The sequence below is a fragment of the Tomitella gaofuii genome (genome assembly GCF_014126825.1).
GTDB classification, from domain to species: domain Bacteria; phylum Actinomycetota; class Actinomycetes; order Mycobacteriales; family Mycobacteriaceae; genus Tomitella; species Tomitella gaofuii.
Map to the genome: position 1 here is coordinate 4,053,615 of NZ_CP059900.1, position 21,498 is coordinate 4,075,112.

The window sequence follows — 21,498 nt, forward strand, 5'->3', positions numbered from 1 at the left end:
CAAGGCGGGACGGCGGGCCGCTCAGCCGAGCGGCTGGACCCGCGCCCGCGCGTGCTCGACGTCGCCCACCAGGAACCACAGGCCTACGCCGCGGTCGGACGCCGCCGTGCGCACCCGCAGCGCCGCGCCGGGCTCCACCGGCCGCAGATACTCGACGATCACCCGGTGCGGCGCCGTCCGCAGTGCCGGGTCCTGCGCCAGCAGGTCCTCCACCGCGTGCAGGTAGACGGCGTTGTTGAGGTGCCGCATGGGATCGATGTCCGCCGCCCGCAGCGCGAAGTCCCGCTCTTCCGCCCCGTCGGCGAGCGCCGGCGCGGTGCCGGTGAGCATGGGCCGCCAGCGCAGCTGGTGCTCGGTGCTGCGCGCGAGCAGATCGGCCTCCAGCGCGTCGCTGATGCGCATGGGCGCGCCGGTCTCCGGGTTGATGCTGATCCAGAACGCCTCCGTCTCGATCAGGCCGCCGGGGTCGTCCGCATCCCCCTCGCTGGTCAACCGCACCCGCATCGTCGCCCAGCGGGTGGACATCGCCGAACACCAGCGCTGCAGGTGCACCTCGGAGTGCCAGGGGATCGGCCGGAGCACGTCGATGACGCTGCGGCGCACCACCCACACCGGGTTGACGTCGCCGGGCATCTGCGCGATGTGGTCGAACGCGATGTCCTGCAGGAAGCGGGCGACCCCGTCCAGGCGCAGGCGCTCGTCCATGTCCACGTCGCCCGTGCGCACCCGGCGGTGGCACTCGAACATGGGCCCCGACTCCGGCATGGGCTGCAGCGGCTCCACCACGGATCGTTCCGCCGCGCCCGTCATCGCGCCGCCGGGGACATCGTGGAGGCGCCGGGGCGCGGGCGCAGCGGCACGGGCTCGGCCCGGTGCGCCTCGAGCCGCCTGCGCAGCGCGTCGTCGATGGGCTCGGAGCCGGTGAACGCGGCGTCCGTGATGACGACGACGGACTCCGTGCGCACCAGGACCTGCTCGGCCCCGGCGGCGCGGACTTCGGCGTCGAGGGTGAAGCTGGACCGGCCGACGTGGCCGATCCAGAAGTCGAACCGCAGCGGTTCGACGGAATACCGCACCTCCTCCGGGTACTCGATGGTCTGCTGCACGATGAGGTAGACGCGGTCCGCGCCGTCCACGTCGAGGAGCCCGCCGACAGGCGAGCCCGCCGCATCCTCCGCGCCGTAGCGCAGCAGCCGATTGCGGGCCTCCTCGATGAGGCCCAGCACCGCGGCGTTGCTCACGTGCATTGCCGGCGTGATGTCCTCGTAGCGCATGGGCACCCGCACCGTCAGCGCGCAGGACGGCGCGCCCGCCGCACCGTGTCGTCCGGTCATCGGTCCTCCGTCCCGCGCGTCCCGCACCCTGTCGAACACCCCGTCGGCCGCGCATCCGCCGCGCCCGCATGCGATCGTACGCAGCGCCGATGCGGCTACAGCGACGAGGAAAGCTTGTCGCCCAGCAGCTTGGCGAACCCGGCCGGGTCGGACAGCTCGCCCCCCTCGGCCAGTACCGCCATCCCGTAGACCAGGTGTGCGGTGTCCGCCAGGCCGGCGTCGTCGGGGCGTGACTCGTGCGCGGCGCGCAGGCCCGTCACCAGCGGGTGCGTGGGGTTGATCTCGAGGATCCGCTTCATCTGCGGCAGCTCCTGCCCCATGGCCCGGTACATCTTCTCCAGCTGCGGGGTCATGTCGAACGTGTCGCCCACGACGCACGCCGGCGACTCGGTGAGGCGTGTGGACAGCCGCACCTCCTTGACGTCCTCGGAGAGCAGCTCCTGCATCCACCCGGTGAGCCCCGCGAACTCGCCGGAGCGCTTCTCGCGCTCCTCCTCCGCGGCCTTGCGCTCGTCCTCGCTGTCCAGGTCCACCTCGCCCTTGGCGATCGATTGGAAGCGCTTGCCGTCGAACTCCTGGACCGCGTCCACCCAGACCTCGTCGACGGGGTCGGTGAGGATGAGCACCTCGACGCCCTTGGCGCGGAAGGCCTCCATGTGCGGCGAGTTCTCCACGGCCTGCCGCGATTCGCCGGTCATGTAGTAGATGACGTCCTGGTCGGCGCCGGCCCGCTCGATGTATCCGGCGAGCGTGGTGCGCGCCGGCGCGGTGTCGCCCGCGCCCTCCGCGGCATTCTCATCGGCGTCCGCCGTGCCGCCCGCCGTGGTGTGCGTCGACTCGAACGAGGAGACTTCGAGGATCTTCTTCTGATTGTCGACGTCGGAGAGCAGCCCCTCCTTGAGTACGCGGCCGAACTGCTCCCAGAACGTCGCGTAGTCGTCGGGCCGGTTGTCCTTCATCTCGGCGATGGTGGACAGGACCTTGCGCACCAGGCCCTTCTGAATCCGGCGCACCTGGCGGTCCTGTTGAAGGACCTCGCGGGAGACGTTGAGCGACAGGTCCTGCGCGTCCACGACCCCCTTGACGAAGCGCAGATACTCCGGCATGAGCTCTTCGCAGTCGTCCATGATGAACACGCGCTTGACGTACAGCTGCACGCCGCGGCTGTGTTCGCGCTGGAACAGGTCGAACGGCGCCTGCGACGGGATGAACAGCAGCGCCTGGTACTCGAAGGTGCCCTCCGCCTTCATGGGGATGACCTCGAGCGGGGAGTCCCAGCCGTGGCTGACGTGCCGGTAGAACTCGGCGTACTCCTCGTCGGTGACCTCGCTGCGCGGGCGCGTCCACAGCGCCTTCTGCGAGTTGACGGTGACGACCTCACGCGTCGGCTCGCCCTGCTCCTCGCCCTCCTCGGGCGGCGGCGCGGGGACCGTCTTCTCCATGCGGATCGGCCACGCGATGAAGTCCGAGTGACGCTTGATGATGCCGGTCAGCGTCTGCTCGGAGGTGTAGTCGAACAAGTGGTTCTCGTCGTCGGCCGGCTTGAGGTCCAGCGTGACGGACGTGCCCTGCGGCGCGTCGGCCACGTCCGCGATGGTGTAGGTGTCCTCGCCGCGCGACTGCCACTTGGTGCCGGCGTCCTCGCCCGCCTTGCGCGTGACCAGGGTGACCGTGTCGGCCACCATGAAGGTGGAGTAGAACCCGATGCCGAACTGGCCGATCAGCGCCTCGGCCGCCGCGGGGTTGTCCGCGTCCTTGGCCTCCTTGGCGGCGGCGAGCGCCTCGCGCAGCTGCCCGGTGCCGGACTTCGCCAGAGTCCCGATGAGGTCGACGACCTCCTCGCGCGTCATCCCGATGCCGTTGTCGCGGACCGTCAGCGTGCGCGCCCCCGGGTCGGCGATCACCTCGATGTGCAGGTCGGACGTGTCGACGTCCAGATCCTTGTCCTGGAACGCGGCCAGCCGCAGCTTGTCCAGCGCGTCGGAGGAGTTCGAGATGAGCTCCCGCAGGAACGAATCCTTGTTGGTGTAGATCGAGTGGATCATCAGATCCAGCAGCTGACGCGACTGCGCCTGGAACTCGCGGGTTTCCACCGAGGGGGCCACGGGTGTGTCCTTTCGAGCGAACTGTGCTGTCTGCGCGCCGCCGTGCGTGCTGGCTCACGCATGCGTCGACGCCCGGCATGGTAGCGCGCGCCTCCGACACCGCTGCCGCGCGGACCGGCCCTCGTCGTCGGCGAGGCGGCGCCCCTCTGCGGATATCCGCCGATCGACGGCCGCCGGCGGCCGAACCGTCCCGAAAGGCCGACGATTGTGCTTGGATCACATCGGTAACATTCAGTTCGATCGGGGAGTTCTGAACATGTCGTTCTGGGAATCCATCTGGCTCATCATCGTAGTGTTCGCGTTCGTGTGCTACCTGATGGTCCTGTGGACCATCATCACGGACCTGTTCCGCGACCATAAGCTCAGCGGATGGTGGAAGGCCGTCTGGGTGATCTGCATGTTCATCTTCCCGCTGCTCACCGCATTGGTGTACCTGGTGGCCCGTGGCCAGGGCATGGCCGAGCGCCAGCGCGAGGCAATCGCGGCCGCCAAGACCGCGCAGGACGACTACATCCGCAACGTGGTGCAGCAGACCGGCCCCGCCCAGCAGATCGCCGACGCGAAGGCCCTGCTGGACGACGGCACGATCTCCCAGGACGAGTTCGACACGATCAAGAACAAGGCCCTGGCATGACACGCGCAGGCCTGACGCCCGAAACGGCGACGCGATGAAGAACCTGCTCTCCAAGATCAGCTTCGCACAGTGGCTCGGCCTCGTCCTCGCGATCCTCGCCGTCATCTTCGTGTTCACCAACACGAACACGACGAAGATCACGCTGTACGGGCTGCACCTGAGCGGACCCACCTGGCTGATCCTGCTGATCATCCTCGCCATCGGCTGGCTGATCGGTCTACTCACGGGCAGAAAGAGGTACCGGGGCAATTGAGCGGTCCCCGGCGGGCGGCCGTGGACGGGTGAATCGGGAGGTGGCGGCATGCACGACGGCAACGACGGCGCCGGCGACGCCGCCGCGCCCGCGATCGAGGTGGTCCGGGGTGACATCACCCGGGTCCGGGTCGAGGCCGTGGTCAACGCCGCGAACTCGTCGCTGCTCGGCGGCGGAGGTGTCGACGGCGCGATCCACCGCGCGGGCGGGCCACGGATCCTCGCCGCGTGCCGCGAACTGCGTCGCACGTCGCTACCCGACGGGCTCCCCGCGGGGCAGGCCGTGGCCACCACGGCCGGCGACCTGCCCGCGCGGTGGGTGATCCACACGGTGGGCCCCGTCCACGCCTCGGCCGGTGGTGAGCGGCAGGCGGCACTGCTCCGGTCGTGCTACACGGGCAGCCTGGCCGTCGCCGACGGGTTGGGCGCGCGCACGGTGGCGTTCCCGCTGGTCTCAGCGGGCGCCTACGGCTGGCCTCTCGACGATGCGGTGGCGCAGGCGGTCTCGGCGATCCGCGCGGCCACCACCGCCGTCGGGACCGTCACGCTGGTGGCCTTCGACGAGCAGGTGGCGGGGCTGATGCGCCGGGCCGTGGCGTGACGTCCCCGCCCCGCTAGCTCCAATGCCGCGCAGTTAGTTGTCGTGTCTGGTGTCAATGATGCCCGGTAGGTGTGTCGTGATGCGGGTCCGATAGTTCGTGCGGTCGACGTTGCCTTTCGCGCGGTGTTTGGAGATGGCCCGTTTCGTGACTCTGGGGCTCGAGCGTGATCGGCGGGCGGGCATGACCGCTGCCAGTGCTGCTCGCCCGATGCGGCCGGTCAGGTCGGTGCAGGGCCCGGCGAGGATGAGACCCGCATCGTGGATAGCGTCGCGGGCGGTGGTCAGGGCGATGGTGAAGCTGAGCCGGTCGGGAGCGATGTCGCCGGCGGCCAGGGCGGTGTCGGCGATCGCGGTGCGCAGCGCCTGGTGGACGATCAGGACGGCGTAGACCTCCTGGGCGACGCCGGCCGGGGTGCGTGCTCGCAGGACCCGGCCCGCGAGGATCGTCGCTTTGGTCTCCCGGTAGCTGGTCTCGATCTCCCATCGCTGGTGGTAGAGCTGCACGATCTGCCGTGCGGGGTAGCGGTCCGGGTCGGTCAGCGTGGTGATCAGACGGTAGGTGCCGGTGCGCCGGCCGCCGGCCGGGTCGAGATCGACGGTGATCTGGGCGTCGATCAGGCGCACCCGCAGATCGCCGATGGCCACGATCTGGGTGCCGTCGTCCAGGCGCTCGAGGACCTCGAACCTGCGGGCGTTCTTGCACCGTATGAGCAGGTCTGCGCCGGTGGCGGCGAACTGCTCGATCAGGGCGGCGGCGGCGAAGTTGCGGTCGCCCAGCAGCAGCATGCCGGGGCGCAGACTGTTCGTCAGGGCGGGGGCGTAGGTGGTCTCCCCGGCCCGGTAGGAGCCGAACACGGCGTCGATGACCGTGCGGGTGCCGCATGCGACGATGCTCACCAGCCGCAGCATCGGGTATCCGGCCGGTGCGTCAGGGCGGCCGGACTGGCGGCCGAACGCGCCGGTGTTGGCGCCGGTGTCCGCCACGAACATCGTGGTGCCGTCGATCGCGCACACCAGCAGGCCCCGCCAGCGCGAGGACCCGGCCGCCGGGCCGCGGACCAGGTCGAACAGTTCGGCAAGCGGGCCGGTGCCGATCCGCCGGAACGCCTGGGACAACGCCGAGCTACCGGGCGTGGTCAGGCTCAGGCCGGCGCCGCGGGCCAGGCGCGCCAGTACCTGCTGGTAGCCCACGCCAGTGAACAGCACCCCCGCGAGCAGCACGTACATCACCACCCGGGTGGGCAGGCGGCGCACCCGTTTCTGCGCCGCTCCGGCAGCCTCGATCGCCGCGTCGACCAGATCGAATGACACGATCCGGGTCAACTCGCCGAGATGACCCGCGGCGAAGGGATCCGCCGGCGCGGGCAGCGGGGCAGGGATGACAGACTGGGACGGCAACGGAACTCCTTTGGTAGCAGGGCGTCTTGTGAGGACACCCCTTGCCTACCGTGGAGTTCCGTTGCTCTTCGCCCGACACGCCGCAGTCACACTTGCCACACCAGCCACACCACTAACTGCGCGGCATTGCCGCTAGCTCTGGCCGGTCCCCCCGCCCCGCTGCTCCTGGATCGACTCCTCCCGGCTGCGTTCATGCTCGTCCTCGCGCGCCCGCCGCGCCGCGTCGCGCAGCTCCAGGCCGTCGGTGAGCATGTCCCCCACCTCCCGCGCCACGTCACGGACGCATGTGGTGATGATGGTGGCGATCCGCCCCACCCGTACCGCCGTCGATTCGGTCAGCTCCTGCGCGATGTCCTTACGCGATTCGAACTTTCCGACCATCACGCGCCCCTCCCGTCGTTCCGCATCCCGCCGGCCGGCGGCTTCGCGGGCCTGTCCGCACCATCATGCCGCACGCGCGGACCGCTCGATCACCACCTCAGGCACCTTCGGCCGCCCGACCAGCGTATTCGGCAGCGCGAAGCGGAAGATCTTGCCCCACACGGAGCCGACCTGCCGGAAGAACCCTCCGGTGTTGTAGGGCAGCCCGTAGCGGCGGCAGATGTCCTCCACGCGCGGGGCCAGCTCGGGATAGCGGTGCGCGGGGAGGTCGGGGAACAGGTGGTGCTCGATCTGGTGCGACAGGTTGCCGGACAGGATGTGGAACAGGGGGCTGCCGGAGATGTTGGCGGAGCCGAGCATCTGCCGCACGTACCACTCGCCCTTGCTCTCGTCCGCCGTCTCCTCCTCGCTGAACGACGCGACACCCGTGGGGAAGTGGCCGCAGAAGATGATCGAGTACGCCCACAGGTTGCGGACGAGGTTGGCGGCGCCGTTGCCCACCAGCGTGGTGACGAAGAACGGGCCCGACAGCGCGGGGAAGACCACATAGTCCTTGAGCACTTGGCGGCCGGCCTTGCGCCACCAGCCCACCGCCAGCGGCTTGACGTCCACCCAGCCGCGCTTGCCCTGCACCACGTTCTCGATCTCCAGGTCGTGCAGCATCACGCCCCACTCGAACAGCACCATGAGCAACGTGGCCCACACCGGGTTGCCCAGGTAGTAGGGGTTCCACTTCTGGTCGGGGTCCATGCGCAGGATGCCGTAGCCGATGTCGCGGTCCTTGCCCACGATGTTGGTGAACGTGTGGTGCATGTAGTTGTGCGAGTGGCGCCACTGGTCCGCCGGGCAGACGGTGTCCCACTCGAACTCCCGGGAGCTCAGGCCGCGCTCGCGCATCCAGTCGTACTGGCCGTGCATGACGTTGTGGCCGATCTCCATGTTGTCGAGAATCTTCGACAGGCTCAGCGCGCCCACGCCCGCCAGCCACACCGGCGGCAGGAACGGCACGTACATCGCCGCGCGGCCGGCCACTTCGAGCCCGCGCTGCGCCTTGATGACGTTGTAGATGTACTCGCGGTCCTCGGCGCCGAGCTTGGCGACCGTCTCGGCGCGCAGCGCGTCGAGCTCGCGGCCGATGGCCTCGATGTCGTCGCGGGTGAGGACGACCGGATCGGCCGTGCCCGGCCGCGGCGCGCCTGCGTGCAGGGCCGCGTCGCGGCGGGTGATCGTCCGGCCCAGCGGGCCTGAGAGTGCGAACATGTCTTCTCCTCGTCGATGGTCGAGCGGGTTGGATGGCCGTCGCGTCACGCGGACCCGGCGTCAGACGACGATGTCGACGTCGCCGACGGGCCTGTTGATGCACAGCTGGATCGGCTGGTCGGGCTCCGCGTCCGCCTCGCCGGTGAGCGCGTTGCGCGTGCAGCCTGAGCGGCGGACCGCGGTGCAGGAGAAGCAGATGCCCATGCGGCAGCCGTGCTCGGGGCTCAGCCCCGCCGCCTCGGCCTGTTCCAGCAGCACGTCGCCGGTGTTCGCGGCGTCGATGCCCGACGCGGAGAAGGTCACGGTGCCGTGCACCTCGTCGTCGGACGGGACGGCCGCGGGCGCCGCGTCGAACGCCTCGGTGTGCAGGCGCGCCCCGAGGCCCATGCCGTCGTAGACCTCGCGCACCGCTGCCATCATCCGTGCCGGTCCGCACAGGTACGCCTGCGCACCGCGCACCCAGGGCGCGGCCAGCGCCAGGTGCCCGGCGCTGAAGTGCCCGTCCACGTCGCCGGCCCCGTCCGCCGCCGTGCAGCCCACGATCACGGCCACCCCGCGCGCCGCCGCCAGCCTGCGCAGCTCCTGCGCGTGCACGAGCTCCTCCGGCCGGCGGACGTAGTGCAGGAAGGCCACGCGGCCGTCGTGCCGTTCGTCGACCAACGTCCGCAGCATCGCGAGCACCGGGGTGATCCCGCTGCCGGCGCTGATGAGGACGATGTCCCGTGGACGGGGCATGGGCAGGTGGAACTCACCGGCGGCCTGGGCCAGGTCCACCATGAGGCCGGGCCGCGCCCGCTCGAGCAGCTCCTGCGAGACGAGCCCCGACGGGTGCGCCTTCACCGTGAGTTCCAGCCGGCCGTCTGCCCCGTGTTCGGAGCCGCACGGGGAGAAGCAGCGCGTGTGCCGCACCCCGTCGACCACCACCCCCACCCGCACGAACTGCCCGGCGCGGAAACCCCGCCACTGCCGCGTGGGCCGTAGGCTCAACGTCACCGAACGATCACCCTCCCGGCGAACAGCTGTCACCTGTGCGCGCAGGTCGTTCACCGTCACCGTCGGCGCGATCAGTTCGGTGTACCGGTCGACGCCATGCGGCGTGGCCATCGCTTCCGCCAGGCCCACGAACCGCCGAAGCAGGGGAACTCTGCGCTTGCCACCTGCGATAATATCCGTCATGCCACACCCTCCTGCCGCCCCTCGCGACGTCTCGTCACCGCACACCTGCACGGGTCATCGGCTGCACCGTGCCACCAGCGGGATGTGATCATCAACTTTCAGTGCACATCCGTACACTGGGTATTGTGACAGTAGAAGCGACGGCGGGGTCAAGGGTGACGCCCTGTGATCTGCGCTACGGACATAGACTCGGCGCCATGGTCGAGCCCCTCGGTGCGGCGCGGGTCTCGCGCGCGGAACGCAAGCAGCTCACCCGCCGTGCGCTGCTGGACGCGACGCTCGACCTGCTCGAAGACCGCAGCTTCTCCGGCCTGAGCCTGCGCGAGGTCGCTCGGGCTGCCGGGATCGTGCCGACCGCCTTCTACCGGCACTTCGCCTCGCTCGACGACCTGGGCGTGACGCTCGTGGAGGAGTCGATGCGCGTGGCCAGGCAGGCGCTGCGGGACGCGCGGTGCGGCGGCGGCCCGCCCACCATCGACGCCGCGCTGGGGGCGCTCGACGCGAAGGTGCGCGATCACCCCCGCGAGTTCCGGTTCCTCGTCCGTGAACGCCACGGCGGTACGGCGGAGATCCGGGACGCCATCGGAGCCGAGCTGCGGGCGCTCGTCGGCGAACTGGCCATCGACCTCGCGCGCACGCCGGCGCTCGACGCGTGGTCGCCCGCGGAGCTGGACACTGCTGCGGACCTGCTCACGGTGACCGCCCTCGAATCCGTCCCCGGCCTGCTGGGGACGCCACGCGACCATGCCGCGGCGCTCGGGCGTGCGGGACGGCAGCTGCGGATCATCGCGGCCGGATTATCGGCCCGGCCGCCAAGCGCCTGAGTCGGCACCGCACCGTCTCAAGTTGAGGCGCGGCTCCTTGTGTCCTAGCGTCGGGCGGATACCGGCATACGCGCCAGACCGACACCGACACTCCGTCCCGGCACCCTGCGCGGGGCCGGGACGGCGCAGGGAGAGGCCTCCGTGAAAACCATCCAAGACGCCTGGCGGGGCATCCGCAAACCCGTCTTCATCCCGGCGTCGCTCATCATCTTCGGGATGATCGCCTTCGCCGTCATCTATTCCGGCACAGCAGAAGACGCCTTCACTTCGCTGAAGGACGGCATCGCCGACGGCGTCGGCTGGTGGTACATCCTCTCCGCCACCGGCTTCGTCCTGTTCGCCGTGTACTGCGTGTTCAGCCGCGTCGGCAGCATCCGCCTGGGCCGCGACGACGAGAGGCCGGAGTTCGGCGTGTTCTCGTGGTTCGCCATGCTGTTCAGCGCCGGCATGGGCATCGGCCTTGTCTTCTACGGCGTGGCGGAGTCGCTGTCGCACTACATCATCCCGCCGGAGTCGGGCGGGATCGAGGGCGGTACCGACGCCGCGGCCAATCAGGCGATGCAGCTGACCATGTATCACTGGGGGCTGCACGCGTGGGCCATCTACGTGGTCGTCGGACTGGGTCTGGCGTACATGACCTACCGCAAGGGGCGTCCCATGTCGGTGCGGTGGCTTCTCGAGCCGCTGCTGGGGCGCAAGCGGATCGAGGGCCCCATCGGTCATGCCATCGACGTCGTCGCCGTCGTCGGCACGCTCTTCGGCATCGCCACGTCGCTGGGCTTCGGCGTCCAGCAGATCTCGGCGGGCCTGGAGTACCTGGGCTGGCTCACCGTGGACAACCCGGTGAAGATCATCATCATCGTCGTCGTCACGGCGATGGCCACCTTCTCCGTCGTATCGGGTGTGACCAAGGGCCTCAAGTGGCTGTCGAACATCAACATGGTCCTCGCCGCACTGCTGGCACTGTTCGTGCTGGCATTGGGCCCCACGCTGTTCCTGGCGCAGGCCTGGGTGCAGAACCTCGGCGGCTACGTCCAGGCGCTGCCGCAGATGATGCTGCGCACCGCGCCGTTCTCCGACGACTCGTGGCTGGCCGACTGGACCATCTTCTACTGGGGCTGGTGGATGAGCTGGGCGCCGTTCGTCGGCATGTTCATCGCGCGGATCTCGCGCGGGCGCACCATCCGCGAGTTCATCGCCGGCGTGATCCTGGCGCCCACCATCATCGCGTAGCTGTGGTTCACGATCTTCGGCGATTCCGGGATCCTGCGGCAGCGCGACGACGGCGACATGCTCGTCGACGGCGCGGTCGACACCAACACCACGCTCTTCCACATGCTCGACGGCCTGCCACTGGGCATCATCACGAGCGTGCTGGCGATCGCCGTGGTGGTGTTCTTCTTCGTCACCTCCTCCGACTCCGGTTCGCTGGTGATCGACATGCTCTCCACCGGCGGCGACATGAACACGCCCAAGATCACGCGCGTGTACTGGTCGGTGCTCGAGGGCGTCGCCGCCGCGATCCTGCTGGTGGTGGGCGGCGCCGGGTCGTTGACGGCCCTGCAGACCGCGTCCATCGCCACGGCGGTGCCGTTCTCGATCGTCCTCGTGCTGGCGTGCGTCTCGATGCTCAAGGCGTTCCGGTTCGACCTGGCGCACCGCCCGCGGTACATCCACGTGTCGACTCCCGGCGGCGGCGGTTCCACCGTGCTCGCCACCTCCGACAGGCCGGGACCGGACACGGCCGCGCAGGCGTCGACACCGCCGGAGCGCGAGCTCGTCGGGGCCGCACCGGCCGGGGAGGGCGCCGCGTCCGAGCACTGGTGGCGCCGGTCCAAGGTCTCCGCGACCTTCGCAGGGTTGTCGCCGTCGGACCGGCCGACGCCCGAGCCGCAGGACGACTCGATCGTGGTGCGTGTGCACGAGATTCCGGTCAGTGCACTCGAGGTGGACCCGGAGACCGGCGCCGTCGGCTTCGACAGATCCGCAGGACCGTCGGACCCGCTGGGCGGCGAGGTGTTCGACACCCAGGAGTTCGCCGAGTCCGCCATCGGCGCCGAGATGCTGGGCAACGGCAACGGGGGCAATGGCAACGGCGCCGGCCCCGCGCCCGGCCACGATGACGGAGGCGCCGGGGACCGTCCCGACGGCCCCGCCCCGCGAGGCTGACGCTCCCGCTGCCCCGACCACGACCGCGGCCCGCCGACCACACACGTCGGCGGGCCGCGGTCTTTCGCGTCCTTGGGTCCGTGCACCGCCCGCTGGGTCGACTCGCGAGAGACGGAGAGGGAACCCACAACGCCCTCGCGCTTGTGCTCTGACTCACCAGTAACTATGGTCGTCTGCGACATTGCAAACGTACGTCCAATGCGTACGTCCGTCTCATAACTCAAGGAGTTTTACAATGGGTTCACTTCCGGGCCTCATCGACCTGCTGCCGATGATCAACATCCTCAACGGCTTCGACACGATGTCGCTCAACGGCATCGGGTCGGCACAGACCCAGTCGCTCGACGCCGTCGGCTCGCTCGAGGGCCTCATCGGCGGCAAGTAGCCACACCCCCTCACCGGCCGGGCGCCGGCCGTCAGTCTCAAAGCACAGATCCAGGAGAAACACATGCTCACGCAGTCCCTCACCGACGTTTTCGGCGTCTTCAACACCAGCATCGAGAACGGCACCGGCTCCATCAGCAAGCTCGGCGGCGAAGGCATCGGCAGCCTCGGCGACATCCTCAAGCCCTTCTTCGCCGGCCTCGAGACCATGAGCGGCGCGGCCAAGTAGGACCGCCTGCACCCGCGGGGCGCCCACCGACCGGTGGGCGCCCCGCAGTGTTCGTCCGTGCCACTTCACTTGCACTGCCGTACGGTATTTTCAATACGGCTGAAGTCATCCACCGCGATCCTCCGAACTGCGGCGCCAACCTCGTGCGGACACCTGTCCGGCCGCTGCTCTAGGCTGACGCTTGCGGTGCAGGCACCGGCCTCACCGGCCTGGCCGCAACCGGAGAACCCGCGAGAAGCGAGGAGCCGCCGTGCGTTTCGGAGTCACCCTGTTCACCAGCGACAGGGGCATCACCCCCGCCGCCGCCGCCCGCGCCGCCGAGGACGCGGGTTTCGACGCGTTCTACGTGCCCGAGCACACCCACATCCCCGCCCGCCGCGAGGCCGCGCACCCCGCCACCGGCGACGCCTCGCTGCCGGACGACCGCTACATGCGCACGCTCGACCCGTGGGTGGCGCTGGGCACCGCGATTCCGGTGACGTCGACGATCCGCCTGGGCACGTGCGTGGCACTGCCCGTGGAGCATGATCCGCTCACCCTCGCGAAGACCATCGCCACGGTCGACCACCTCGCGGGCGGGCGGGTGACCCTGGGCGTGGGCTTCGGCTGGAACCTGGACGAGCTGCGCGACCACGGCGTGCCCATCGGGCGCCGGCGGACGATGCTGCGCGAGTATCTCGAGGCCATGAAGACACTGTGGGACGACGAGGAGGCCGAGTACCACGGCGAGTTCGTCGAGTTCGACGCCGCGTGGGCCTGGCCCAAGCCCGTGCAATCGCGGGTGCCGGTGATCGTGGGTTGCGCGGGCAACGAGAAGAACTTCCGGTGGATCGCCCGCAACGCCGACGGATGGATGACCACCCCGCGCGAGGACGGGGTCGACGCCGGGATCGCAGGCCTGCGCAGGGCGTGGGCGGAGGCCGGCCGCGACGGCGCGCCGCTGATCCACGCCCTGGTTCCGGGGCGCCCGGACCCCGACGAACTCGCCCGCTGGCGCGATCTGGGCGTCACCGAGGCGATCTGCGGCATGCCCGACGCGGACGAACCGACCGTCGCCGCCTACCTCCAGCACCTCGCCGGGCGCGTCGCGCACCTGCGCGGCTGAGGCCCGGAGGCCGGCCGGAACCGCCGCCGGCCGCTGCTCACTCCTCGCGCGCCGCGGCCTTCTCGTGTTGGTGGACGACCTTGCCGACAAGCTGGTCGAACTTGGTGCCGATGGGCCAGCCCACGTAGTGGCACAGGAAGATCGCGACCTCGCGCAGCTGCCGTTCGTCGAGCTCGCCGTTGCGCAGGGCCGCGCTGATCTGGATCTCGGCGATGTCGAGCACTCCCTGCGCGGCGATCGAGCCGAGCAGGATCAGGCGCCTGTCGCGCACGCTGAGTCCGTCGCGCTCCCAGATGTCGGCGAAGAGGTGGTCGACGGTGATCCCGTAGAAGTCGCCGGGCAGGTCGCCCAGCTCGAAGCCGTAGACCTCGCTCATCCTGGCCAGCCCCCGCGCCCGGCGCGCGGTGCCGGGGCCGCCCTGGTCTTCCGGGTCCGTACTCTGCTGTCCGCTCATACGTTTCCCTTCCGTTCGTCGTCGGCCGCCTCGGCGAGGAAGCCCGGCCCCACGCCCAGCCCCGCGCCGAGCCCGGCGAGCGCACAGCGGGCCAGCGGCAGGTCGACATGCTCGCGCCCGCCGAGGCCCAGGGCCAGGTCGAGGTCCTTTTCGCCCAGGTCGCGCACGTGCACGAGGATCGGGTGCAGCGGATCGCCGGGGTCGACCGGCACCGTGCTGCCGCGCAGCATGATGGCGCCCGGCCCGCCGGTGACGGCGTCGGAGTGGCGCACCACCGCGCCGAGCGCGGCCACGTCGAGCCCGCAGGCCTCGGCCAAGCGCTGCGCCTCGGCCGCCCGCGGTGAACGAGACGAAGTGCAGCAGGTTGCGGGCGAGTTTCATCCGCGTGCCCGCGCCGACCGCACCCGCGTGCACCACCAGCCCCGCGAACAGCGCGAACGGGCCGCGCACCGCCGCGAAGGCCGCGTCGGTGCCGCCCACCATCACCGCCAGTTCCCCACTGCGGGCGCCGGCCGCGCCGCCGCTGATGGGCGCGTCCACCAGCTCCACCCCGGCGGCCCGGCACTGCGCCGCCAGTTCGGCGGCGGCGGTGTCGGAGATCGTCGAGTGCACGGCCACCACGGCGGGCGGCCGCGCGGCCGCCAGGATGCCGTCGGGGCCGGCGACGACCCGGCGCACCTGCGCGTCGTCGAGCACGGTGACGCAGACGATCCCCGCCCCGTGCGCCGCCTCGGCCGGGGTGTCCGCCAGGTGCGCACCGGCCGCGGCGAACTGCTCCATGGCCTCGGCGCGCACGTCGCACACCGTCAGTCCACCCGGGTGCGCCAGCAGCCGCCGCGCCATGGGCGCCCCCATCGAGCCCAGGCCGATGCACCCGATACGGGTCGACTGCGCGTCCGCGGCCGCGGGAACGCCTCCGTCCGGCCCGGTCTCACCGCTCGGCATACGCCACCGCCTTCGTCTCCAGATACTCCTCGAAGCCGGCCACGCCCATCTCCCGGCCGATCCCCGACTGCTTGTAGCCGCCGAACGGCACGTCGGGCGAGTACCAGAGCCCGCCATTGACGCCCAGCGTGCCGGTGCGGACGCCGCGCACCACGCGGTCGACGCGGGCCGGGTCGTCGCCCCACACCGCGCCGGAGAGCCCGTAGGGCGAGTCGTTGGCGATGCGGACGGCGTCGTCGTCGCCGTCGTGCGGGATGATCGCCAGCACCGGGCCGAAGATCTCCTCGCGCGCGGCGCGGGCCGTGTTGTCGAGGCCCGCGATGAGGGTGGGTTCGAGGAAGCATCCGCGCTCGCGCCCCGGCGGCCGCCGCCCGCCGCACACCACGGTGCCGCCTTCCTCCACCGCGAGAGCCAGATACGACTCGACCCGCTCGCGCTGGCGCTCGGAGATCAGCGGCCCGCACACCGTGCCCGGGTCGGCCGGGTCGCCTGGCGGCAGGCCGGTGAGAGCGGCGGCCGTGGCGGCGGTGGCCTCGTCGAGCCGGTGGCGCGGCACCAGCAGCCGGGTGGTGATGGCGCAGCCCTGGCCCGCGTGGGTGGCCACCGTGAACGCGGCGGTGGCGCAGGCGGCGCGCAGCCGGTCGGCGTCGAGGCAGTCGAGCACGACGAACGCCGACTTGCCTCCGAGCTCGAGGAACACCTTGGTGAGGTTCTCCGACGCCGCCACCATGACGGCGCGGCCGGTGGCGGAGGAGCCGGTGAACGAGACCACGTCCACGCGCGGGTCGGCGGCGAGCTGCGCGCCCACGCCGTGGTCCGACGAGGTGACGACGCCCAGCACTCCGGGCGGCAGGTCGGTCTCCTCGGCCGCGATCCTGCCCACGAGCGCCGCGCACCAGGGGGTGTCGGGCGCGGGCTTGAGCACCGCGGTGCAGCCCGCGGCCAGGGCGGGGCCGATCTTGGCGAGGGTGATCTGGTGCGGGAAGTTCCACGGCGTGATGGCGGCGACCACACCCGCCGCCTCGCGCAGCAGCGTGCGGCGGGTGGGTATTCCCATGGGCGTGGCGGGCCCCAGATCGGTGCTCCAACGGTAGCTTTCGGCGAGGTCGGCGAAGTAGCCGAGATCGGCGACGGGCCCCTCGAGCTGAGGTCCCGCGGTGAGCAGCGCGGGCGCGCCGGCCTCGGCGATGGTCACCTCGCGCAGCTCCTCGACATGCCGCTGCAGCCCGTCCCGCAGCTGACGCAGGCACCGGGCACGGAACGCGTGGTCGCCCGACCAGCCGGTGGTGTCGAAAGCGCGGCGCGCCGCGCGGATGGCGGCATCCATGTCGTCGCCGCCGCCATCGGCCGCGCGCCCGATCGGCTCCTCGGTGGCCGGGTTGAAGGTGGCGAAGGTGGCGCCCGATGCTGCGGGCACGAGTGTGCCGTCGATCAAGAGGTCGGTGCTGGCGTCGGGGCGCAGCGGCATGTCTCACCGGCTTCCGGGGGGAGAGCGGGTGGCCCCGCTCGAGGTCGTTCGGACAGGTGTCTGGACTCTAGTGCGCCGTGCGTCGTACCGCACCGGCTTTCGACCGGATGACCTCTTCCCGGACATCTGTCTGGTCACCTGTCGACATTCCACGCGCACCGGTCTACGGTGGGCGGCACGCGGTCGCGCCGGGCGGCCGCCGGACAGCGAAAGGCGCGGTGATGGTGCACTCCACTCCCGGCCTCGGCACCCCCGGTGCCGTAGCGTCCGGACACATGTCCGCTGATGACCGGTTCGAATCCACCCGTCGCCGCCTCACCGCCCACCAGGCCGAGACGGTCGCCCGCCTCGCCGACGCCGCCGTGACGGTGCTGCGTGAACGCGGGCATGCCGCCCTCACAGTGCGTCTGGTCGCGGCCGAGGCCGGCGTCGCGCCCGCCACCGCCTACACCTACTTCTCGTCGAAATCCCACCTGCTGGCCGAGGTCTTCTGGCGCCGGCTCGCCGCGCTGCCGCAGCCCGAGAGCCGGGACGGCACCCCGGTCGCGCGTGTCACCGAGGTGATGCGCGCGGTGGCTCTGCTTGTGGCCGACGAGCCCGAGCTGGCCTCCGGGGTCACCGCTGCCCTGCTCGACGACGACCCGGAGGTGGCCCACCTGCGCGTGCGCATCGGCACCCGCATCCACGAGCGCCTGTCGCACGCCCTCGGCCCCGGCACCCGGCCCGAGGTGCTCGAGGCGCTCGAGGTGATGTGGGACGGCGCGCTGCTGCGCGCCGGCATGGGCCACCAGTCGTACGCCCGCATCGCTGATCGCCTCGAGACCTACGCCCGCCTCATATTGGAGTAGCCGATGCCCCAGCCCGCGCAGCCGCCCACCCCTGGTGAGACGATCCCGGTCCCGTACCCGCTGGACCCGTACAGCTATGTCCTGCACGAGGACCCGTACCCGGCCTACCGGTGGCTGCGCGAACACGAGCCCGTGCACCACTCGCCAGAGCTGGGCTTCTGGGCGGTGTCGCGCCATGCCGATGTGCGCGCGGCGTTCCTGGACAAAGAGCGCTTCTCGAGCGCGAACGGCGTCACACTCGACCCGGCCGCATACGGCCCGCATGCGCACCGCACCATGTCGTTCCTGGCGATGGACGACCCGAAACACCTGCGCATGCGCTCGCTGGTGTCGCGCCGGTTCAATCCCCGATTCATCGCGCCGATGCGCGGGCGGATCACCGAGATCACCCACGAGCACCTGGACCCGGCGCTGCGCCGCGGGGAGTTCGACTTCATCGGCGACGTCGCCGCCCGCATCCCCATGGACGTCATCTCTGAGATGATGGGCGTGCCGCCCCCCGACCGGGTCGAGATCCGCCGCCTGGCCGACGCTGTGGTGCACCGCGAGGACGGCTCCACCGATCTGCCGCAAGCGGCAGTCGAGGCGGCGATGACGCTGCTGTCGTACTACGTCGACCTGCTGGCCCGCCGCCGCGCGCACCCGCAGGACGACCTGACCTCCGAGCTGGCGCAGACGGAGGTCGACGGCGACGCGCTCACCGACGCCGAGATCATCGGGTTCCTGTTCCTCATGGTGGTGGCGGGCAACGAGACCACCACCAAGCTGCTGGGCAACGCCGCATACTGGGGGCACCGCCACCCCGGCCAGCTCGCGATGCCGTTCGCCGACGCCGCGCACGTGCCCGGCTGGGTGGAGGAGACTCTGCGCTACGACACCTCCAGCCAGATGCTGCTGCGCACCACCGCCGCCGACGTGACGATGCACGGCGTGACGATCCCCGCCGGCCAGAAGGTGCTGGTGCTGGTGGGCTCGGCCAACCGCGATGAGCGGGTGTTCGATGCTCCCGACGCCTACCGGATCGAGCGCGACAGCAGTGCCGGCCTGCTCAGCTTCGGCGTGGGCACGCACTACTGCCTGGGAGTGCACCTGGCCCGGCTCGAAGCGACGGTGGTGCTCACCGCGCTGCGCGACGCCGCGAGCGGGTTCGCCCTCGACGAGGCCGGCTGCGCGCGCGTGCACTCGTCCAACGTGCGCGGCTTCGCGTCGATGCCGATGCGCGTCACCCTGCGCTGAGCGACCCCGCGCCCCACCCTCCCCTCGCCGGCCAGGCCCCGCCCGCAGCAGGAAGGTTGACCATGCCCCGTTTCGCCCCGCACCCCGCCCGTCGCCCCGCGATCATCAGCGGCGCCTCATCCGGCATCGGCGCCGCCACCGCACAGACCCTCGCGGCTCTCGGCCACCCGGTGGCGTTGGGCGCCCGGCGCGCCGACGAGTGCGAGCGGCTCGCGCAGAAGATCCGCGACGCGGGCGGCGAGGCCTGCGCCGGATTCCTCGATGTCACCGACACCGCCGCCGTGGACGCGTTCGCCACCGCCGCCGAACGCACGCTTGGGCCCGCCGAGATCCTCGTCTCGGGCGCGGGGAGCCTGCAGGTGGGCCGGGTGCACGAGACCGACCCGGACGTGTTCGCCGCACAGCTCGACGTGCACCTGGCCGGTGCGCAGCGCCTGGTGGCACGGGTGGCGCCCGGGATGGTGGAGCGCCGCCGGGGCGACGTGGTGCTCATCGGCTCGGACGTGGCGGGCGCGCCCAGGCCCCGGTCCGGTGCCTACACCGCCGCCAAGTCCGGGCTCGAGGCGCTGGGCCGGCAGATGCAGATGGAACTCGAGGGCACCGGGGTGCGCACCACGGTGGTGCGGCCCGGGCAGACGCTCACCGGCATGGGCATGGACCTCGCCCCCGAGGACATCGGCCCGCTGCTCGAGGACTGGCGACGCTGGGGCCTCACCCGGCACCCGCACTTCCTGCGCGCCTCCGACATCGCCGACGCCGTGGCCGCCTGCGTGTCGACGCCCCGGGGAGCACACGTGACGCTGATCGAGGTCGAGCCGGAGGCTCCCGTGAAGGAATGATCCGGAAGTGCCCGCCCGCCGGCACGCCGGGCGGGCGGGCGCTGCGTCACCGGATGTCGGTGGCGATGATGCGTTCCATGTTGCGCTCGGCGAGCGCGGTGATCGTGACGAAGGGGTTGACGCCCACGTTGCCGGGCACGAGCGCGCCGTCCACGACGTACAGGCCCGGGTACTCCGGCAGGCGGCCGTAGTTGTCGGTGGCCTTGTCCAGCAGGGCGCCGCCCAGCGGGTGGTAGGTGAAGTCGTCGCCCCACGTCTTGTACACGCCGAACAGGTCGGTCCGGTAGATCGTTCCCTCCTTCCTGTTGATCTTGTCGAAGAGCGCCTTGGCCATGTCGATGCCCGTCTGGTTCTGCGACTGCGACCAGGTGAGATCGACCTTCCCTGCGGCCGGATCGAACCGGAAGCGCGCACGCTCGGGGTTCTTCGTGATCGCCAGGTACAGGCTCACGTAGGTCTCGAGCCCGGCCGGCAGCGGCGCGATCTCCGCGAACACCGGCGCGACCGGATCGCCCCAGTTGTCGATGCCCATCGTCGGGATCGTGGCCTGCTTGGCGCCGGTCGCGTCCCACATGTGGTTGGCCCGGCCCACCATGATGTTGCCGTTGTTGCCCCAGCCCTCACCGACCTGCGGGGACAGGTTCGGCAGGTGCCCTTGCCCCTTCATCGACACGAGCAGCTTGCTGGTGCCGACGCTGCCGGCGGCGAAGAACACCCGGTCGGCCGTGACGGCCGTGGTGGCGACGACCCCGCCCTGCTCATCGATCTGTTCCATCGTCACGCTATAGCCGCCGCCGGCGGCCGGCGCGACCGCGGTGACACGGTGCAGGGGCGTGACCGTCAGCAACCCGGTGGCCGCGGCCTGCGCCAGGTAGGTCTTGTCGAGCGACTTCTTGCCGGCGTTGTTGCCGTAGATGACCTCGCCGTCGAGCGCCGACCGCGTGACGGCGCCCGCGGCCTCCTGCTCCATGTACTCGAAATCGTAGACGTTGGGGACGAACTCGGTGGTGTACCCGGAGCGGTGCGCGGTCTTGCGGGCCGTGCGCGTGAACTGATACCAGGGCGTCGATTCGAACCAGTCCTTGTCGATGGTGTTCACGCCCAGCGCGGCGTTGGCGCGCGGGAAGTAGGTCCCGTACATCTCGTTCGCATCGACCGACGGCAGGATCTCCTCGAACCAGGCGCGCTTGGGCGTCACCGCCATGCCGCCGTTGACGAGCGATCCACCGCCGACGCCGCGCCCCTGGTAGACGCTGATGCCGGAGAAACGCTCGCAGTCGAGGACACCGGTGTACTTCTCGATGTCTTTGTCGATGCCGAAACCCATGAAGTTGCTGACCGGCTGGGCCGTCCTGTCGGACAGCCACATCGAGCGCTTGTCGGGCTGGAGCATCCCGCAGAAGATCTTCCCGTCGGGGCCGGGGGTGTCCCACCGGCGGCCCATCTCGACGATCCGTGTGGGGATGCCGGCCTGCGTCAGGCGCAGGGCCGCGACGGCGCCGCCGTACCCGCTGCCGATGACGAGGGCGGGGATGCGGCCGCCTTCGCCGCCGGCGGCGCGGCCGGGGGCCGCCGAGGCCGTGCCCGACATCGACGAGAGCGCGGCGGCCCCCACGGTCAGCCCTGCGCCCGCGAGGAAGCGGCGGCGGGAGACGGATGCGGCCCCTCGGATCGCATCGTCGGCTCGGCGTGCCCGGCTATCGGTCATGGATCTCCTTCAGTCAGCGGTGGGATCCGTCAGTCGACGGGGGATTCGTCGGCGATGACGCGGGTGGTCCACGTCACGACCGACTGCCAGAATTCATACAGCCTGCTGAGCAGTTCGTGGCGCGATTTCGCAGATACCCGCACACGCC

20 protein-coding genes and 2 pseudogenes are annotated in these 21,498 nt (G+C 70.9%); 11 read left to right on the forward strand and 11 right to left on the reverse strand.

Annotated elements, in window-relative coordinates:
• Nucleotides 1–21 precede the first annotated feature (21 nt).
• From H4F70_RS18720 to htpG, 3 genes are all read right to left on the reverse strand, one after another.
• A complete protein-coding gene (locus H4F70_RS18720) occupies nucleotides 22–810 on the reverse strand; it encodes an acyl-[acyl-carrier-protein] thioesterase (protein WP_182358317.1) in 789 nt (262 codons plus the stop codon).
• Nucleotides 807–1,334, reverse strand: a complete 528-nt coding sequence (locus H4F70_RS18725) for an acyl-CoA thioesterase (RefSeq protein WP_182358318.1) — start codon at nucleotides 1,332–1,334, stop codon at nucleotides 807–809. The genes H4F70_RS18720 and H4F70_RS18725 overlap by 4 nt, the downstream gene beginning before the upstream one ends.
• Before the next feature lie 95 nt (nucleotides 1,335–1,429).
• Nucleotides 1,430–3,439, reverse strand: a complete 2,010-nt coding sequence (gene htpG, locus H4F70_RS18730; protein WP_182358319.1) for a molecular chaperone HtpG — start codon at nucleotides 3,437–3,439, stop codon at nucleotides 1,430–1,432.
• Nucleotides 3,440–3,695: 256 nt separating this feature from the next.
• Between htpG and H4F70_RS18735 the strand changes: the two genes are divergently transcribed.
• The 3 genes from H4F70_RS18735 to H4F70_RS18745 are packed head-to-tail and all read left to right on the forward strand — an operon-like array spanning nucleotide 3,696 to nucleotide 4,926.
• Nucleotides 3,696–4,073: an SHOCT domain-containing protein gene (locus H4F70_RS18735; RefSeq protein WP_372497572.1), complete on the forward strand. Its 378-nt coding sequence runs from the start codon at nucleotides 3,696–3,698 to the stop codon at nucleotides 4,071–4,073.
• A gap of 34 nt (nucleotides 4,074–4,107) precedes the next feature.
• Nucleotides 4,108–4,326: a hypothetical protein gene (locus H4F70_RS18740; protein WP_182358320.1), complete on the forward strand. Its 219-nt coding sequence runs from the start codon at nucleotides 4,108–4,110 to the stop codon at nucleotides 4,324–4,326.
• A 48-nt stretch (nucleotides 4,327–4,374) separates the two neighbouring features.
• Nucleotides 4,375–4,926 carry an O-acetyl-ADP-ribose deacetylase gene (locus tag H4F70_RS18745; RefSeq protein ID WP_182358321.1) on the forward strand — a complete coding sequence of 184 codons (552 nt, stop codon included), beginning with the start codon at nucleotides 4,375–4,377 and terminating at the stop codon, nucleotides 4,924–4,926.
• Nucleotides 4,927–4,959: 33 nt separating this feature from the next.
• On the opposite strand, the gene H4F70_RS18750 is transcribed toward H4F70_RS18745, so the two are convergent.
• The 4 genes from H4F70_RS18750 to H4F70_RS18765 all read right to left on the reverse strand — a co-directional run bounded on the left by H4F70_RS18750 (nucleotide 4,960) and on the right by H4F70_RS18765 (nucleotide 9,141).
• Entirely contained in the window at nucleotides 4,960–6,324 is a 1,365-nt protein-coding gene (locus H4F70_RS18750) for an IS4 family transposase (RefSeq protein ID WP_220471713.1), read from the reverse strand.
• Between the two features lie 132 nt (nucleotides 6,325–6,456).
• A complete protein-coding gene (locus tag H4F70_RS18755; RefSeq protein WP_182360529.1) occupies nucleotides 6,457–6,705 on the reverse strand; it encodes a hypothetical protein in 249 nt (82 codons plus the stop codon).
• Nucleotides 6,706–6,768: 63 nt separating this feature from the next.
• Nucleotides 6,769–7,965, reverse strand: a complete 1,197-nt coding sequence (locus H4F70_RS18760) for a fatty acid desaturase family protein (protein WP_182358322.1) — start codon at nucleotides 7,963–7,965, stop codon at nucleotides 6,769–6,771.
• A gap of 60 nt (nucleotides 7,966–8,025) precedes the next feature.
• The gene (locus tag H4F70_RS18765) at nucleotides 8,026–9,141 is read right to left on the reverse strand and encodes a ferredoxin reductase (RefSeq protein ID WP_220471733.1); all 1,116 of its coding nucleotides are present in this window, start codon (nucleotides 9,139–9,141) and stop codon (nucleotides 8,026–8,028) included.
• A 197-nt stretch (nucleotides 9,142–9,338) separates the two neighbouring features.
• Here H4F70_RS18765 and H4F70_RS18770 point away from each other — a divergent pair, with 197 nt between their 5' ends.
• From H4F70_RS18770 to H4F70_RS18790, 5 genes and pseudogenes are all read left to right on the forward strand, one after another.
• Entirely contained in the window at nucleotides 9,339–9,965 is a 627-nt protein-coding gene (locus tag H4F70_RS18770) for a TetR family transcriptional regulator (protein WP_182358323.1), read from the forward strand.
• Between the two features lie 141 nt (nucleotides 9,966–10,106).
• Nucleotides 10,107–12,134, forward strand: a pseudogene (locus H4F70_RS18775) (BCCT family transporter).
• 235 nt (nucleotides 12,135–12,369) lie between these two features.
• Entirely contained in the window at nucleotides 12,370–12,519 is a 150-nt protein-coding gene (locus H4F70_RS18780) for a hypothetical protein (RefSeq protein WP_182358324.1), read from the forward strand.
• 63 nt (nucleotides 12,520–12,582) lie between these two features.
• Nucleotides 12,583–12,747 carry a hypothetical protein gene (locus H4F70_RS18785; RefSeq protein WP_182358325.1) on the forward strand — a complete coding sequence of 55 codons (165 nt, stop codon included), beginning with the start codon at nucleotides 12,583–12,585 and terminating at the stop codon, nucleotides 12,745–12,747.
• Between the two features lie 250 nt (nucleotides 12,748–12,997).
• Complete coding sequence (locus tag H4F70_RS18790) at nucleotides 12,998–13,852, forward strand: LLM class F420-dependent oxidoreductase (protein WP_182358326.1); 855 nt, start codon at nucleotides 12,998–13,000, stop codon at nucleotides 13,850–13,852.
• 37 nt (nucleotides 13,853–13,889) lie between these two features.
• Here H4F70_RS18790 and H4F70_RS18795 read toward each other — a convergent pair whose 3' ends face one another.
• The 3 genes and pseudogenes from H4F70_RS18795 to H4F70_RS18805 form a co-directional block, all read right to left on the reverse strand.
• Entirely contained in the window at nucleotides 13,890–14,306 is a 417-nt protein-coding gene (locus H4F70_RS18795) for a carboxymuconolactone decarboxylase family protein (protein WP_182358327.1), read from the reverse strand.
• Nucleotides 14,303–15,161, reverse strand: a pseudogene (locus tag H4F70_RS18800) (NAD(P)-dependent oxidoreductase). The gene H4F70_RS18795 and the pseudogene H4F70_RS18800 overlap by 4 nt, the downstream one beginning before the upstream one ends.
• A gap of 76 nt (nucleotides 15,162–15,237) precedes the next feature.
• Nucleotides 15,238–16,719 carry an aldehyde dehydrogenase gene (locus H4F70_RS18805; RefSeq protein WP_182358328.1) on the reverse strand — a complete coding sequence of 494 codons (1,482 nt, stop codon included), beginning with the start codon at nucleotides 16,717–16,719 and terminating at the stop codon, nucleotides 15,238–15,240.
• Between the two features lie 275 nt (nucleotides 16,720–16,994).
• Between H4F70_RS18805 and H4F70_RS18810 the strand changes: the two genes are divergently transcribed.
• The 3 genes from H4F70_RS18810 (at nucleotide 16,995) to H4F70_RS18820 (ending at nucleotide 19,642) form a co-directional block, all read left to right on the forward strand.
• On the forward strand, nucleotides 16,995–17,567 hold the full coding sequence (locus H4F70_RS18810) for a TetR/AcrR family transcriptional regulator (protein WP_182346289.1): 573 nt from the start codon (nucleotides 16,995–16,997) through the stop codon (nucleotides 17,565–17,567).
• A gap of 3 nt (nucleotides 17,568–17,570) precedes the next feature.
• Complete coding sequence (locus H4F70_RS18815) at nucleotides 17,571–18,803, forward strand: cytochrome P450 (protein WP_182358329.1); 1,233 nt, start codon at nucleotides 17,571–17,573, stop codon at nucleotides 18,801–18,803.
• 62 nt (nucleotides 18,804–18,865) lie between these two features.
• Complete coding sequence (locus H4F70_RS18820; RefSeq protein ID WP_182358330.1) at nucleotides 18,866–19,642, forward strand: SDR family oxidoreductase; 777 nt, start codon at nucleotides 18,866–18,868, stop codon at nucleotides 19,640–19,642.
• Between the two features lie 46 nt (nucleotides 19,643–19,688).
• Here the strand turns inward: H4F70_RS18820 and H4F70_RS18825 are convergent, their stop codons facing one another.
• Entirely contained in the window at nucleotides 19,689–21,350 is a 1,662-nt protein-coding gene (locus H4F70_RS18825) for a GMC family oxidoreductase N-terminal domain-containing protein (protein ID WP_182358331.1), read from the reverse strand.
• Between the last annotated feature and the right edge of the window lie 148 nt (nucleotides 21,351–21,498).